16 protein-coding genes are annotated in these 13,477 nt (G+C 58.9%); 10 read left to right on the plus strand and 6 right to left on the minus strand.

The genetic code is table 11. From position 1 onward, the window contains the following. Positions 1–3: 3 nt before the first annotated feature. Both M0808_RS25520 and M0808_RS25525 read right to left on the minus strand, forming a co-directional pair. Entirely contained in the window at positions 4–1,710 is a 1,707-nt protein-coding gene (locus tag M0808_RS25520; protein ID WP_247842854.1) for a copper resistance system multicopper oxidase, read from the minus strand. Positions 1,711–1,812: 102 nt separating this feature from the next. Next, complete coding sequence (locus M0808_RS25525; RefSeq protein WP_098964677.1) at positions 1,813–2,283, minus strand: hypothetical protein; 471 nt, start codon at positions 2,281–2,283, stop codon at positions 1,813–1,815. A gap of 165 nt (positions 2,284–2,448) precedes the next feature. Here M0808_RS25525 and M0808_RS25530 point away from each other — a divergent pair, with 165 nt between their 5' ends. From M0808_RS25530 to M0808_RS25550, 5 genes are all read left to right on the plus strand, one after another. Then, entirely contained in the window at positions 2,449–3,114 is a 666-nt protein-coding gene (locus M0808_RS25530) for a ribonuclease T2 (protein WP_247842855.1), read from the plus strand. A 129-nt stretch (positions 3,115–3,243) separates the two neighbouring features. After that, entirely contained in the window at positions 3,244–3,747 is a 504-nt protein-coding gene (locus M0808_RS25535; RefSeq protein ID WP_348773063.1) for a PAAR domain-containing protein, read from the plus strand. A gap of 3 nt (positions 3,748–3,750) precedes the next feature. Beyond that, positions 3,751–4,479: an alpha/beta hydrolase gene (locus M0808_RS25540; protein WP_247842857.1), complete on the plus strand. Its 729-nt coding sequence runs from the start codon at positions 3,751–3,753 to the stop codon at positions 4,477–4,479. Beyond that, entirely contained in the window at positions 4,479–5,000 is a 522-nt protein-coding gene (locus tag M0808_RS25545) for a hypothetical protein (RefSeq protein WP_247842859.1), read from the plus strand. Before M0808_RS25540 ends, M0808_RS25545 begins: the two co-directional genes overlap by 1 nt. Before the next feature lie 223 nt (positions 5,001–5,223). Continuing rightward, a complete protein-coding gene (locus M0808_RS25550) occupies positions 5,224–6,792 on the plus strand; it encodes a sensor domain-containing diguanylate cyclase (RefSeq protein WP_247842861.1) in 1,569 nt (522 codons plus the stop codon). 92 nt (positions 6,793–6,884) lie between these two features. On the opposite strand, the gene M0808_RS25555 is transcribed toward M0808_RS25550, so the two are convergent. Further along, complete coding sequence (locus tag M0808_RS25555) at positions 6,885–7,184, minus strand: hypothetical protein (protein ID WP_096796939.1); 300 nt, start codon at positions 7,182–7,184, stop codon at positions 6,885–6,887. Positions 7,185–7,274: 90 nt separating this feature from the next. Beyond that, complete coding sequence (locus M0808_RS25560; RefSeq protein ID WP_097088638.1) at positions 7,275–7,859, minus strand: GNAT family protein; 585 nt, start codon at positions 7,857–7,859, stop codon at positions 7,275–7,277. A gap of 127 nt (positions 7,860–7,986) precedes the next feature. Between M0808_RS25560 and xth the strand changes: the two genes are divergently transcribed. Next, the gene (gene xth / locus M0808_RS25565; RefSeq protein WP_247842869.1) at positions 7,987–8,781 is read left to right on the plus strand and encodes an exodeoxyribonuclease III; all 795 of its coding nucleotides are present in this window, start codon (positions 7,987–7,989) and stop codon (positions 8,779–8,781) included. 100 nt (positions 8,782–8,881) lie between these two features. Then, positions 8,882–9,709, plus strand: coding sequence for an arylamine N-acetyltransferase (locus M0808_RS25570; RefSeq protein ID WP_247842871.1), 828 nt, complete (start codon positions 8,882–8,884; stop codon positions 9,707–9,709). 2 nt (positions 9,710–9,711) lie between these two features. Here M0808_RS25570 and M0808_RS25575 read toward each other — a convergent pair whose 3' ends face one another. Further along, positions 9,712–10,044, minus strand: coding sequence for a BrnA antitoxin family protein (locus M0808_RS25575; RefSeq protein ID WP_247842873.1), 333 nt, complete (start codon positions 10,042–10,044; stop codon positions 9,712–9,714). A 3-nt stretch (positions 10,045–10,047) separates the two neighbouring features. Next, positions 10,048–10,332, minus strand: a complete 285-nt coding sequence (locus M0808_RS25580; RefSeq protein WP_095668807.1) for a BrnT family toxin — start codon at positions 10,330–10,332, stop codon at positions 10,048–10,050. Between the two features lie 253 nt (positions 10,333–10,585). Here M0808_RS25580 and M0808_RS25585 point away from each other — a divergent pair, with 253 nt between their 5' ends. From M0808_RS25585 to M0808_RS25595, 3 genes are all read left to right on the plus strand, one after another. Further along, positions 10,586–12,109: a nucleobase:cation symporter-2 family protein gene (locus tag M0808_RS25585; RefSeq protein ID WP_247842875.1), complete on the plus strand. Its 1,524-nt coding sequence runs from the start codon at positions 10,586–10,588 to the stop codon at positions 12,107–12,109. Positions 12,110–12,387: 278 nt separating this feature from the next. Further along, positions 12,388–12,903, plus strand: a complete 516-nt coding sequence (locus tag M0808_RS25590; protein WP_247842876.1) for a hypothetical protein — start codon at positions 12,388–12,390, stop codon at positions 12,901–12,903. A 355-nt stretch (positions 12,904–13,258) separates the two neighbouring features. Beyond that, the coding region (locus M0808_RS25595; RefSeq protein WP_247842878.1) for a hypothetical protein at positions 13,259–13,477 on the plus strand (219 nt) is incomplete at its 3' end.

Here is a 13,477-nt window from a genome sequence, read left to right on the forward strand (position 1 = left end):
CCTTCATTCTTCCACCCGCACTTCGCGGAACATGCCGGTTTCCATGTGATAAAGCAGATGGCAGTGATAGGCCCAGCGGCCCAATGCATCGGCCGTCACCCGATAGCTGCGACGGGTACCGGGGGGCATGTCGATGGTGTGTTTGCGCACCTGAAAGTTGCCGTTCTCGTCTTCCAGATCGCTCCACATGCCGTGCAGGTGGATGGGGTGGGTCATCATGGTGTCGTTGACCAGCACCAGACGAAGGCGCTCGCCGTACTTGAGGCGCAGCGGCTCGGCGTCGGAGAATTTGATGCCGTTGAACGACCAGGCGAACTTCTCCATGTGCCCGGTCAGGTGCAGCTCGATCGTGCGCCCGGAATCGCGGCCGTCCGGGTCTTCGAAGGTGCTGCGCAGGTCGGCGTAGGTCAGCACGCGACGGCCGTTGTTGCGCAGGCCGAGGCCAGGGTCGTCGAGTTTCGGCGCGGTGCTCATGGCTTGCATGTCCACCAGCGGATTGTCCTGTTCGCTGGCGGGGTGCGATTGCATCGGACCCATCGCCGAGTGATCCATGCCCGCCATGGCGCTCATGTCCATCGAGCCGTGATCCATCCCGGCCATGCCCATGTCGTCCATGGTCACCAGCGGGCGCGGGTCCAGCGCAGGCACCGGTGCTGCCAGACCGGCGCGGGTGGCGAGGGTGGCGCGGGCGTAACCACTGCGATCCATGGCCTGGGCAAACAGGGTGCAGGCCTCGCTGTCAGGCTCGACGATCACGTCGTAGGTCTCCGCCACGGCGATGCGCAGCTCGTCGACGCTGACCGGTTTGACGTGCAAACCGTCTGCCGCGACCACGGTCATTTTCAGCCCCGGAATGCGCACGTCGAAGTAAGTCATGGCCGAGCCGTTGATCAGCCGCAGACGCAGTTTCTCGCCGGGGCGAAACAGCCCGGTCCAGTTGCTGTCGGGCGTATGGCCGTTGATCAGGAAGGTGTAGGTGGCGCCACTGACGTCGGCGATGTCGGTGGGGTTCATCTTCATTTGCGCCCACATCGTGCGGTCGGCGACGGTGGCCCCCCAGCCTTTGTCGCTGACGTCGTCGATGAAATCGCCAACGGTGCGCTTGTGGTCGTTGTAGTAGTCGGACTGCTTTTTCAGGGTCTTCATCAGGCTGGCCGGGTCTTCGTCGGTCCAGTCGCTGAGCATCACCACGTAGTCGCGGTGGTACTGGAACGGCTCCGGCTCTTTCGCGTCGATCACCAGCGGCCCGTAAACCCCGGCCTGCTCCTGCAAGCCGGAATGGCTGTGATACCAGTAAGTGCCGTGCTGCCGCACCTTGAACTGGTAGACGTATACGCCGCCGGGTTCGATGCCGTGAAAACTCAGGCCCGGCACACCGTCCATGTTCGCCGGCAGCAGAATGCCGTGCCAATGGATCGAGGTGCTGGCGCTGAGTCGGTTGCGCACCCGCAACGTCACCGTATCACCCTCGCGCCAGCGCAAGAGCGGGCCGGGCAGACTGCCATTGATGGTCAGCGCAGTGCGCGGGCTGCCGGTGAAGTTGACCGGGGTTTCGCCGATGAACAGCTCGAATTCGCTGCCGCTCAGTTCGTTGATCTGCCCAGGCGGGGTCAGCGCCCAGACAGGCGCGCGCCACAGACCGAGGCCGCCGAGCAGGCCGCTGGCGGCCAGGCCTTTGACGAAGGTGCGTCTTGAGGTGTTGGAAGGCATGCGCTGGAAGTCCCCGTTTGATACATGACGGGGAGGCTACCCAGCGCTGGCTTTCAGTTGGCTGAGAGGGGGATTACAGTTTTGACAGTTTGGCCACTCGCGTTATAGGCCGAGACCTTCCTGCACCACCTGCAAAAGATTGTTCTCCGTCAGCGCAATCGCATCCAGTTCCTGACCGGTTTCCACCGTTTGCAACCACCAATGGCTTTCGTGATGTTCATCGACGGTGCGCAGCAGATAGGTGTTGCGCTCGGGCAGGGTGATCTGCACGCGGCCGGCGCCGTCCTCGGTAAACCGCGCGATGGGATCAAATGTCAGGGTTTGTTGATTGGCTTCGATCACCAGTTGGTCGATCGCGTAATCGTGGCTTTCGCCATCGGGTGAGCTTTCGCAAACGTGGGTCGGGTTGCGACGGATTTTCAGGCCCACTTCAGTGACTGGCTGCAGCCAGGCCTCGATGCGGTGGTACAGATCGTAGACCTGCGCCGGCCAGCAATCGATCTCCAGCGCGGCATCCGCATGGGTGTGCCGGGTTTGCTTGAGTTTGGCGGCCAGTTCGTCTGCTTTACTCATTTCGGATCCCTTGGTTTGATGTCTGCCTGTTAATCGTAGACCGTTCAACGGTGTACGGCCTTGCCTTGCGTCATGCGCTTGCAACACAAGCATGGCGAAATCAGCGCTGGCCAAGTCTGGTCAGCATCAAAAACCACGGACGCAGGCGTCCCAAGGAGCGGGTACATGAAAAAGCTGTTTACAATTCTGGCGCTGATCGCGCTGACGGCCGGTAGCATCGGCCTGAGTTCGGCGCGTCAGTCGAACGCCAGCAAGGTACAAACGGAAGCGGTGGCGGGGCAGTTCGATTACTACCTGCTGAGCTTGTCCTGGTCGCCAACCTTCTGCCTCACCCACAAAGATGACGTGCAATGTTCCGGCAAGGGCTACGGCTTCGTGCTACACGGCTTGTGGCCGCAATACGCCAACGGCGGCTGGCCGGAATCCTGCCCACCGCTGACCACGCTGTCGGCGGCGGAAACCACCAAGGGCCTGACGCTGTTCCCGACCAAGAAATTGCTCGATCACGAATGGTCCAAGCACGGCACCTGCAGCGGCCTGGGCGCGATGGGTTATCTGGACGAAGCGGACAAAGCGGTCGGCGCGGTGAAAATTCCGCAGGAGTTGCAACCGTTCAGCAGCTCGTATTACTTCGAAGCCCAGGAAATCGCCGACCTGTTCCGCAAGGCCAACCCGGGGATTCCGGCCAATGGCATCGCGGTGATCTGCAGCGGCCCGGAACTCTCGGAAGTGCGGGTGTGCATGGGCAAAGACCTGCAGTTTGGCGCGTGCGGCAAGGGCGTGAAGACGCAGTGTCGGGCGGGGGATATTCGGGTGCCGCCGTCGCGTTGATGTGAGTGGTTGCACGAATGAAAAAGGCGCCTCGATCGGGCGCCTTTTTTTGCCTGAAGGTTTGAAGCACCCGGAAAATTCACGCATGCTTGCGCCCCCAAAAAGGATGACCCGCCACACTGCAAGGAGCTGTTCATGAGCGGAAAACCCGCCGCCCGCGTCACCGATCCAACCGCCTGCCCACTGCCGGGACATGGCACCAATCCGATTGCCAGTGGCTCGCCGAATGTGAATTTCGACGGATTGGCGGCTGCCCGAATGACCGATAAATCAGCGTGCGGCAGCCCGATTACTGGCGGCGTTTCCTCGACGGTGTTTATCAATGGCTTAAACGCCGCGACCCTGGACAGTACCGGTGGGCACGGCAATGTGGTCATTGGCGGGTCGGGCACGGTCATCATTGGTGACACGGTAACAGCGGCGCCTTTCAGTGGTTTGCTGCCGATGCCGGTGCATTTCACGGACAAGTTGAAACTGGTCAATGACGTGACCGGTGAGCCCATGATCAATCATCCCTACGTGATCCAGCGCGCAGACGGGCGTCTGGAACACGGAGTGTCTGACGCTAACGGGTTCACCCACGAAGTCAGCTCGCACCTGCCTGAAACCATCAAGCTGTTTCTGGAGGAGTGAGGCATGGCCGCTGAAACAGTAACGTGCGCGAAAGGCAACAATTACAAGTTGCACAAGGAACATGCGCTGACGGACAAGAAGGATGTCAGTGACAAGCCTGTGCCGGTGGAGAGTACCAAGGCGATTGTTGTTTTCGTCGGAGGCGCTGGGGATAAGGAACGTTATTATTTTTCGGGGCCTTATGAAAACATCCTCGCCGCACGGAGGAACTTTGATAAGCGCAATGAAACACTAAGCAACGAAGGTAAATATCGCTCAGAATGGCTGGGATATAACGATGTCAGGGGGAAACAGGATATCCAACGAAATGTTCTAAGCCTTATTCCGTACAAAAGCTGTCCCGTTTATATCGTTGGTCATAGCCTCGGCGGTTGGAATGGCGCGCACCTGACAAAAATAATGTCGGATTGGGGCTACAGAATTCAGATGCTAATCACCCTTGATCCCGTGGGTGAAGGGACATTGGTTTGGTTAGGTTCAGATATCTATCGTGAACGCCCTGATCCTGTTGCCGCCGAATGGATCAACATTAAGGCGACCCCGACAAACAGAGACCCGTCGGATGGGGTAGCCGATTTTGGCGAAAAGTGGCTTATCTCCTGTGGCCCTTCGTTGAACGCCAACGTAGATACCAATCATGCAGACGCATTAGGGCTTTTTATTGCGCCTGTAGCTGGGAGCAAGTCGGCAAGCGATTTATTGCTGGACTCAATAATGAAGGAGTTTTCGTGATGCACAGGTTACTCTTTTGCTTTTTTCTAGCTATTTGCTCCGGTTGCGCAAAAGACCATGTAAAGCCTCCAGCGAACTTGAGTTTTGTATCTGTTGAAAGGCAGAAGTCACTTCTGTACGACATTCGCTATCAGTCGGATGTGGATGTTCTGAACTTGTTTGATAGAGGAGAAAGGGTTGGGATGGCTTCAGGCATGCTGAAATGTGCCTTGGAGGATGATCAGGATTTCTCGGTTGGCAAAGCCATCCGGTTTTCTGCAGTTGGCTTGGTGACGTCGGAAATACGCGAGGATGGCAAGGCGGGACATTCCTATCTCACCAGTGCGTTCATAGTTGAAACTTCAAGCAACCGGAGTTCTGAAAGAAATCTCTCGGTGGCAGAACTGAACAATCTCCTCGCCAACAAACAACAAATCCCCTGCAAAGTCGTCGTCACCGCGTACGGCTACAAACCTTACTACTCAAACACCATGAACCTGCCAGTCGCGGATCTGCTGCGCGAAATCAACAAACCCCGATAGCCGTCATCGGTGCCCTGCGCAGATACGCGAGGGCGATCACCCGCAAAACCACCACTGAAAATAAATCGACGTGCGGAGGTCATCCAAATCCCTTGCGCGCCGATACAGCGGGGCAGGCGTGTGTTGGCGGGGCGGGTTTGCTGTGCGCACCCCGCTGGGCTACGCTCATGAAAAGTAAGGGTTTCGGGCTGCGGCCCCTGTCGTACCTGCCCAGGACACGTTTTTGCCAATCCCCATTCACGACCCCCATCAGACTCCCGGCACGCTTAAACGCCTGCCGCTGCGCAAAGCGGCAGCGCTGTTCATCGTTGCGGTGTGCCTGTGCCTGTCTGGCTTGCTCTATCTGCAACTGGAGCAGACACGGCGTCAGGATCTGGCGAACGCGCAGATCGCCTCGACCAACCTGACCCGAGCCATGGCGCAGCAGGCCGAGGACACGTTTCTGGCCGCTGACCTGGTGCTCACCAGTCTCGCTGATTGGGTCGAGGACGATGGTTATGGGGCCGCGCAGCGACCACGTCTGCAAAAAACCTTCGCGCGTCGGGTGCAGCAACTGGAGCAGTTGCACGGCATGTTCCTGTTCGATCGCGAGGGCCAGTGGGTGATCACCTCGTTCCCGGACCTGCCCCGTGGCAAGGGTGTGGCCGACCGCGAGTACTTCAAGTTTCACCAGCAAAACGCTTCTACCGTGGCGCACATCGGCCCGGCGATTCGCAGCCGCGAGAATGGCCAGTGGATCATCCCGATATCGAAACGCATCAACGACCGCGCCGGCAACTTCCAGGGCGTGCTGATGGCCGGGATCAAGATGGCGTACTTCGACCGCTTCTTCAAAAGCTTCAGCCTCGATGACAACGGCATCATGTTTCTCGGACTCAAGGACGGCACGTTGCTGGCGCGGCGACCGTTCGACGAAGGCCTGATCGGCTCGTCGCTGGCGCAAGGCAGGATCTACCAGAAGCTGCTGCCCGAAGCCCCGGCCGGCACTGCGATGATCAAGTCAGTGGTCGACGGCGTGGTGCGCTTGTACGGCTACCGCCAGTTGGCGGCTTATCCGCTGGTGGTAGCGTCCGCCTCTTCGCGCGACACGATTCTCAAGGGTTGGTATGAGCGGGCCTTTCAGTCCAGCGTGATTGTGGCGCTGGTGATTCTTGGCGTCGGCCTGTTCGGCTGGGTGTTCATTCATCAGGTGCGTGACGGCGAGCGAATCGAGAAAAACCTGCGCAAGGCACAGCGCACACTGGAGCAGATCGCGACCCACGACAGCCTGACGGGGCTGGCGAATCGGCGCCTGTTCGAGCAATCGCTGGAGATCGAATTTGCTCGCGGTGCACGGCAGTCGAGTCCAGTCGGCCTGATCATGCTCGATATCGATTTCTTCAAGCGCTACAACGATGCCTACGGGCACGTGGCAGGGGATCACTGCCTGACTCAGGTGGCGCAGGTGTTGAAGAATTGCTCTCAACGCAAGTCTGACCTGGCGGTGCGTTACGGTGGCGAAGAGTTCGCGGTGTTGCTGCCGGATACCGACATCAACGGCGTGCTGGCGATTGCCGGGCAGATTCGCCGCAGTGTGATGGATAAACGCATTACTCACAGCGGTTCGCCCACCGGATACCTGACGGTCAGTCTGGGTTGCTACTCATTTATTCCGAGCGGCAATGACAGCCTTGAAGTGTTTATCCAGCGTGCTGATGCGGCGTTGTATCAGGCAAAAAATGCCGGGCGCAATCGCGCGGCGGTGTTGTCGCTGGAGGAGGGTGTTGCCGAGTTGATGCGGTCGGATCGCTAAAGCCTCCGCGCTTGATCTGTGGCGAGGAATCGGATTCCAGCGCCACAGATTCATGCCTTCATGCCGGATCACCAGCGGTCACGCTTATTCGTTCAACTGCCTGTGCCACCACCGGCACCGCCAGTTCCGCCGCCGGCCGAACCAGTGCCGCCCCCCGCTCCCGATCCAGAACCCATGGTGCCACTGTTGGTGCCGGTACCCTTGCCGGCGCCATCGGTACTGTCACCGTTTTTCGGAGCGCCGGGGGTGCTGTTGGGTGGCATGTTGGTGCCGCTTGTAGCACCGGATTTGGTGCCGGAGGCATCCGCCCCGTCATTGGCGGCAAAGGCGCCGACCGAGGCGGTGGCCAGCAGCCCGGCGAGCAACAGGGAAGTCAGTTTGCGCGTTGTCATGGTACGTCTCCCAAAAAGGTTCGGTTACCTGACTTTGGTCTGACGGCCGCAGCTGTTGGTGCCGATTGGCTGACGAGCGGTTGTCGAGCCTCAGCCTCGATCCTCAGCCAGTTTCTGCTCCAGCACCTGCCGCACCTGCGGCCACTCGTCATCGATGATGCTGAAACGCACCGAGTTACGCTTGCGGCCGTCGGGCATGATCCGCTCGTGGCGCACGATGCCTTCCTGTTGCGCACCGAGGCGCAGAATCGCGTTGCGCGACTTCTGGTTGTTCTCGTCGGTGGTGAACTGCACTCGCACGCAGTCGAGCACCTCGAAAGCGTGACGCAACATCAGGTATTTAGCTTCAGTGTTGACGAAGGATTTCTGCCAGCGTGCCGAGATCCAGCTGCTGCCGATTTCCAGTTTGCGATTGAGCGGGTCGATCTTCCAGAACCGGGTCGAGCCGATCACTTCGCCGCTATCCTTCAACACGATCACAAACGGCATGACCGTGCCGGCATCACGGCCGTCGAGGGCTTTTTTCAGATAGCTGTCGATGGTGCTCGCCGAAGGCACCACAGTGACGGTGAGGTTCCACAGTTCGCCGTCGGCGGCAGCGCGGAGCAGGGCGTCGGCGTCGCTGTACTGAAGCGGACGCAGGAGGATGCGCGGGCCTTGCAGGGTGGTGAGCATGGAATCGAGTCTCGGCAGTTCGGGGCAGTGGCGAGCGCTTATTACGCCGCAGCCGGTTGATCCGATGCAACCACCGCCGTTAGCACAGGGTCACAATTTTCACACCTTGTTCGCCGGAGCCTGAACGATGAAAAACCTGCGGATCGCCACGTTCAACGTCAACGGCCTGCGCGCACGCTTGCCGAACCTGCTGGCGTGGCTCAAGCGCGAGCAACCGGACATCGCTTGTCTGCAGGAACTCAAGTCGGTCGACAGTGCATTCCCCGCCGCCGAACTGGAGGCCGCCGGTTATGGCGCGATCTGGCACGGTCAGGCGTCATGGAACGGCGTGGCGATTCTCGCCCGCGATGCGCAACCGCTGGAGAGCCGTCGCGGTCTGCCGGGTGATCCGGACGACAAGCACAGCCGTTATCTGGAGGCGGCGGTGCATGGTGTGCTGGTCGGCTGCCTGTACCTGCCCAACGGCAACCCGCAACCGGGGCCGAAGTTCGACTACAAACTGGCCTGGTTCGAGCGTTTGATCCGCTACGCCAAGGATTTGCAAAGCAGTGATCATCCGGTGGTGCTTGCCGGTGACTACAACGTGGCGCCCACCGATATGGACATCTATAACACCCGCTCCTGGCTCAAGGATGCGCTGCTGCAACCCGAAAGCCGCGAGTGTTATCAACGGCTGCTCGATCAGGGCTGGACCGATTCGCTGCGCCATCTGTATCCCGACGATCGCCTCTACACCTTCTGGGATTATTTTCGCCAGCATTGGCAAACCAACTCCGGTCTGCGCATCGATCATCTGCTGCTCAACCCGGCACTCAGCCCGTATCTGCACGAGGCCGGGGTCGACGCCTGGGTGCGCAACGAACAGCACGCCAGCGACCATGCGCCGACCTGGATTCGCATCGGTTCGCGCAAGCGTCGGTAGCGCTGATTGGCGAAATCAATTGTCGGAGTCGGGGCCCGATCCCGTATACATGTCGGCCAGCGGCGCAACGATCCGCGGCCACATGCAAAAGGACTGAGCAATGAGCGAGCCACGTCTGGCGAATCCGACTTTGTACCTGCAACACCTGGGGTTCGACATCCCACCGCCCCCCACACTGACAACCCTGCGGCAGTTGCAGTTGCGGCATACCGGCGTCTTTCCCTTCGAGAATCTGTCGACGATCACTGGCGCGCCGGTGCTGATCGATCTGGCGTCGGTCGAACAAAAGGTTCTCCACGGTGGCCGGGGTGGTTACTGCTACGAACTGAACAATCTGTTTCTGGCGTTGCTGCAGGAGTTGGGCTTCGAGGCCCGTGGCATCTCCGGGCGCGTGGTGCTGGCGCAACCCGAGGGCACCTGGACGGCCCGCACGCATCGCTTGAGCCTGGTAATCATCGATGGCGAGCGCTACATCACCGATGTCGGCTTCGGTGGCATGGTGCCGACCGCGCCGTTGCTGCTCGATACCGAGGCTGAACAGGCGACGCCGCACGAGTCCTATCGCATCGAGAAACAGGCCGATGGTTACATGCTGCGCGCCAATGTCGCCGGCGAATGGCGCGCGATGTACCTGTTTGATCTGCAACGCCAGGAAGACATCGATTACACCCTCGGCAACTGGTACGTCTCGACCCATCCCGAATCACCGTTTGCTCAGCGGTTGATGGTTGCGCGCACTGGCGATGGTTGGCGGCGGACCCTGAACAACGGCAGTTTCGCGATTCATCATATGGGCGCCGACAGCGAGCGGCGCGAGGTGACGGATGTCGATGAGTTGATCGAGGTGTTGGAGCAGGAGTTCGGCTTGCGTCTGCCTGACCAGCCGCATGTGCGCCAGTCGCTGGCGCGGATGCTTGTACCGGCCTGATCTCAGGGCTTGGCCTCCGGTTCCAGTACCCGGCGGATTTCCCCGACCGCCGCCGACAGCTTTTTTTCCAGACTCTTGAGGTCGGCGGCGGTGATGCCTTTCTTGAATTGCCCGGAGTGGTGCGGCTCGACGTCTTGCGTTTTGCTGCCAGCCTCCAGCAGGGCATGGCGCAGGGTGTTGTTGATCACGGTCTGATAACCGAAGCCTTCGTTTTCCGCCACGCTGCGGGCGGCTTCGATGACCGCGTCATCGAGCATGATGGTGATGCGGGTCTTGCCCTTGGTGGGCGCCAAGGCTCCGCGTTTGCCCTGCGAGAAGTCGTATTCGTCTTTCATCGTTCAAGCCTCCAGAAAATAAGCGCAACGCTCGCTCGGTGTGGCGACACGTGCAGAAATGATTCGTACGACGTTGGCTTCGCGATAACTGTACGCAACCACCAGCAAGCGCCCTTTGCCATCGAGACCGAGGGTGATCCAGCGCTGTTCGTCATGGTCGTTGTCCTCGATCGTCAGCGCGCGTTCGTCATGAAAGACCGGCTCGGTCTCGGCAAGGCTGACGCCCCTGTGCTTGAGTTTGTTGGCTGCGTTCTTGCTTTTGTCGTACTGAATTTCGAATGACTTCATTATGCATACTTTATATGTATAAAAAAGAGCGCCGGTGCACCGCTGGTCGCCATGAACACTTCAGCCTAGTGCGATAAAAACCGGGGGCAGGAGGGGATGTGTTGCCGGATTTGTGGGAGATGGAGGTGGCGAGATAGAAGCTTGGGTGGCTACCTATCCATTATGTGACTGACAAGTTGTATACAACTCTATGGACATTTGTCCCGAGTATTGAATACAGTGTGCGCATAACAAAAACCAGGGAACCCCCCACATGAAAACGCCCCATGTTTCACACCAACGGCCCGAGGACGAAAATCTCGGGGTCGGCGCGAATATGGCTTACGGCCTGCAACATGTTCTGACCATGTACGGCGGTATCGTTGCGGTGCCGCTGATCATCGGCCAGGCGGCCGGGCTGTCGCCGGCGGACATTGGTTTGTTGATTGCTGCTTCATTGTTTGCGGGGGGGCTGGCGACACTGCTGCAAACCCTGGGTCTACCGTTTTTTGGCTGTCAGTTGCCGCTGGTGCAGGGCGTGTCGTTCTCCGGTGTGGCGACCATGGTCGCGATCGTCAGCAGTGGCGGGGAGGGCGGCTTCCAGTCGGTGCTGGGCGCGGTGATTGCCGCGTCGTTGATCGGCTTGCTGATCACCCCGGTGTTCTCGCGAATCACCAAGTTTTTCCCACCGCTGGTAACCGGCATCGTGATCACCACCATCGGCCTGACGCTGATGCCGGTGGCCGCGCGTTGGGCCATGGGTGGCAACAGCCATGCGCCGGACTTCGGCAGCATGCAGAACATCGGTCTGGCGGCGGTGACGCTGGTGCTGGTGCTGCTGTTGAGCAAGGTCGGCAGCTCGACCATCTCGCGGCTGTCGATCCTGTTGGCCATGGTGATCGGCACGATTCTGGCGGTGTTCCTCGGCATGGCCGATTTCTCCGGTGTCGCCCAAGGACCGATGTTCGGCTTTCCGACGCCGTTTCACTTCGGCATGCCGACCTTCCACTTCGCCGCGATCCTGTCGATGTGCATCGTGGTCATGGTGACCCTGGTGGAAACCTCGGCGGACATTCTGGCGGTCGGTGAGATCATCGGCACCAAAGTCGACTCCAAGCGCCTGGGCAACGGACTGCGCGCGGACATGCTGTCGAGCATGTTTGCGCCGATCTTCGGTTCGTTCACCCAAAGCGCCTTCGCGCAGAACGTCGGGCTGGTGGCGGTGACCGGGATCAAGAGCCGTTATGTGGTGGCTACCGGGGGGATCTTTCTGGTGATTCTCGGTCTGCTGCCGTTCATGGGCCGGGTGATCGCTGCGGTGCCGACCTCAGTGCTGGGCGGCGCCGGTATCGTGCTGTTCGGGACGGTGGCGGCGAGCGGGATTCGCACGTTGTCGAAGGTCGATTACCGCAACAACGTCAACCTGATCATCGTCGCCACCTCGATCGGCTTCGGCATGATCCCGATTGCCGCGCCGAACTTCTACGATCATTTCCCGAGCTGGTTCGCGACTATTTTCCACTCGGGCATCAGCTCCTCGGCGATCATGGCGATCGTGCTGAATCTGACTTTCAATCACTTCACTGCCGGTAACTCGGACCAGCAGTCGGTGTTTGCCGCCGCAGAAGAGCGCACCCTGCGTTATCGCGACCTGGCGGCGCTGCGGGAAGGCGATTACTTCAGCGACGGCAAGCTGCACGATTGTGATGGCAAGGAAGTGCCGGTGATCGAGCCTGATGAACACGATCATGGGCATGGCGCGCCGAAGGTGCAGGCGAAGAGTGGCGAGCATGTCTGAGCGCTGACGGCATGAAAAAGGCCGATCTGTTGTGAGACAGATCGGCCTTTCGCTTAGGTAACCGATAATGAGCACAACGTTATCTAGCTTTCCATTCTGGTGGCCAAGGGCAGTCGAATTGGCAGATGAGGCTCGATAACAGATGGGTGTCGAGGCGGTTGCGACCTGCGCGACCATTCATCGGAAACCCACTCCGACCTGATAGTTCTGACAGTAGCCAAAGTCTTCTATTACTCCCTTAATAACTCTGTCGTCCAACCAATCGATGGAGTTCTACCATGTCATCTACATCGCTAAAATCCCGCGTCGAAAACTTTCAGTCATATCCAGAAGGCGGAAAAATTTCGGATTCTACTCAAACCCTCGAGGGGGAACACACCAAAGTAAAGATTGTAATAACCGCGGGATTGTCTTCGAATAATTGCACAGTGACCAATGAGCCGAGTCTGAGGGCCGTGATGTTTAGCGTGAAGGAAGACAGCGATTTTGTGTACTCATTGGCACTGAATGAAGGGCGTGCCAAGAGTGCAGAAATCAGCGGCCGATTGTCTTTCATGTACCGTACTAAAATCCTTCTTTACTTCCTGCTGGATAAGGAAGCATTAGAAGAACCCACAATCCTGTTCGACGGAACTGGCAAAGAGCTTGCACTTGATAAAAAAGTCGCTCCAGAAAACGGCCAAGAATTCGATGAAGTGCATTTTCAGATAAAGACTATGACTAAAGATCCGACAAGCCCCAGTTTCACATTGCGTACAATCGCCTTCACGCTCAAAGACAATCACTCCTCTTGAAGCATCACTGACGCGAAAACGGGTGGTAATCCACGCCAAGTGCCTCCCTTGATGGGGAGGCGCTGCTCAAGCTGGCGCCTTATTTCTACGCATGGCGCTCATCACTGACGCATTTCTCCCGCCGCCAGCAACTGCTCATGCATTCTCCACGGGTTCGAAAAGACAAGTAGCTGTCCTGTCGAGTGATTCGCTGCTTTCAATGGTGGCGACGCAGCATTGAGGCTATGGGATCGTGCGACCGTTCATCGCAAATACCTCCCTACCTGTAATTTCTGACAGTAGCCAGAGCCGTCATCTTCAGCGCTGAATAACTCCATGCCCTTTGTCTCCCGACAGTTCGCTTGGAGTTCCGTCCATGCTCGTTCAGCCCAAGAAGAAAATCTCTGCTCCCCATTCATTGCTGGACCCGATAGTGCTCGGGCGCCTCCTGCCTTCCGGCCAGTGGGGGATCAACCGGGCGGCGGTGTTCACTTTTCCCGACCTCGGCCTGCTTGTCGTCATCCCCGTCTGGGCCACCAAGGCTGTCGGCGATACCGTCAAGCTGCTGCTCAATGACCGTGAGGTCGACGGGCGT

Source organism: Pseudomonas sp. MWU12-3103b, assembly GCF_023100615.1.
Classification (GTDB): Bacteria; Pseudomonadota; Gammaproteobacteria; order Pseudomonadales; family Pseudomonadaceae; genus Aquipseudomonas; species Aquipseudomonas putida_A.

Bases quoted from the DNA above. Each gene is read 5' to 3' on its own strand.
- M0808_RS25520 (WP_247842854.1), bottom strand. From the start codon at position 1,710: ATGCCTTCCAACACCTCAAGACGCACCTTCGTCAAAGGCCTGGCCGCC.
- M0808_RS25525 (WP_098964677.1), bottom strand. From the start codon at position 2,283: ATGAGTAAAGCAGACGAACTGGCCGCCAAACTCAAGCAAACCCGGCAC.
- M0808_RS25530 (WP_247842855.1), top strand. From the start codon at position 2,449: ATGAAAAAGCTGTTTACAATTCTGGCGCTGATCGCGCTGACGGCCGGT.
- M0808_RS25540 (WP_247842857.1), top strand. From the start codon at position 3,751: ATGGCCGCTGAAACAGTAACGTGCGCGAAAGGCAACAATTACAAGTTG.
- M0808_RS25545 (WP_247842859.1), top strand. From the start codon at position 4,479: ATGCACAGGTTACTCTTTTGCTTTTTTCTAGCTATTTGCTCCGGTTGC.
- M0808_RS25555 (WP_096796939.1), bottom strand. From the start codon at position 7,184: ATGACAACGCGCAAACTGACTTCCCTGTTGCTCGCCGGGCTGCTGGCC.
- M0808_RS25560 (WP_097088638.1), bottom strand. From the start codon at position 7,859: ATGCTCACCACCCTGCAAGGCCCGCGCATCCTCCTGCGTCCGCTTCAG.
- xth (WP_247842869.1), top strand. From the start codon at position 7,987: ATGAAAAACCTGCGGATCGCCACGTTCAACGTCAACGGCCTGCGCGCA.
- M0808_RS25570 (WP_247842871.1), top strand. From the start codon at position 8,882: ATGAGCGAGCCACGTCTGGCGAATCCGACTTTGTACCTGCAACACCTG.
- M0808_RS25575 (WP_247842873.1), bottom strand. From the start codon at position 10,044: ATGAAAGACGAATACGACTTCTCGCAGGGCAAACGCGGAGCCTTGGCG.
- M0808_RS25580 (WP_095668807.1), bottom strand. From the start codon at position 10,332: ATGAAGTCATTCGAAATTCAGTACGACAAAAGCAAGAACGCAGCCAAC.
- M0808_RS25585 (WP_247842875.1), top strand. From the start codon at position 10,586: ATGAAAACGCCCCATGTTTCACACCAACGGCCCGAGGACGAAAATCTC.
- M0808_RS25590 (WP_247842876.1), top strand. From the start codon at position 12,388: ATGTCATCTACATCGCTAAAATCCCGCGTCGAAAACTTTCAGTCATAT.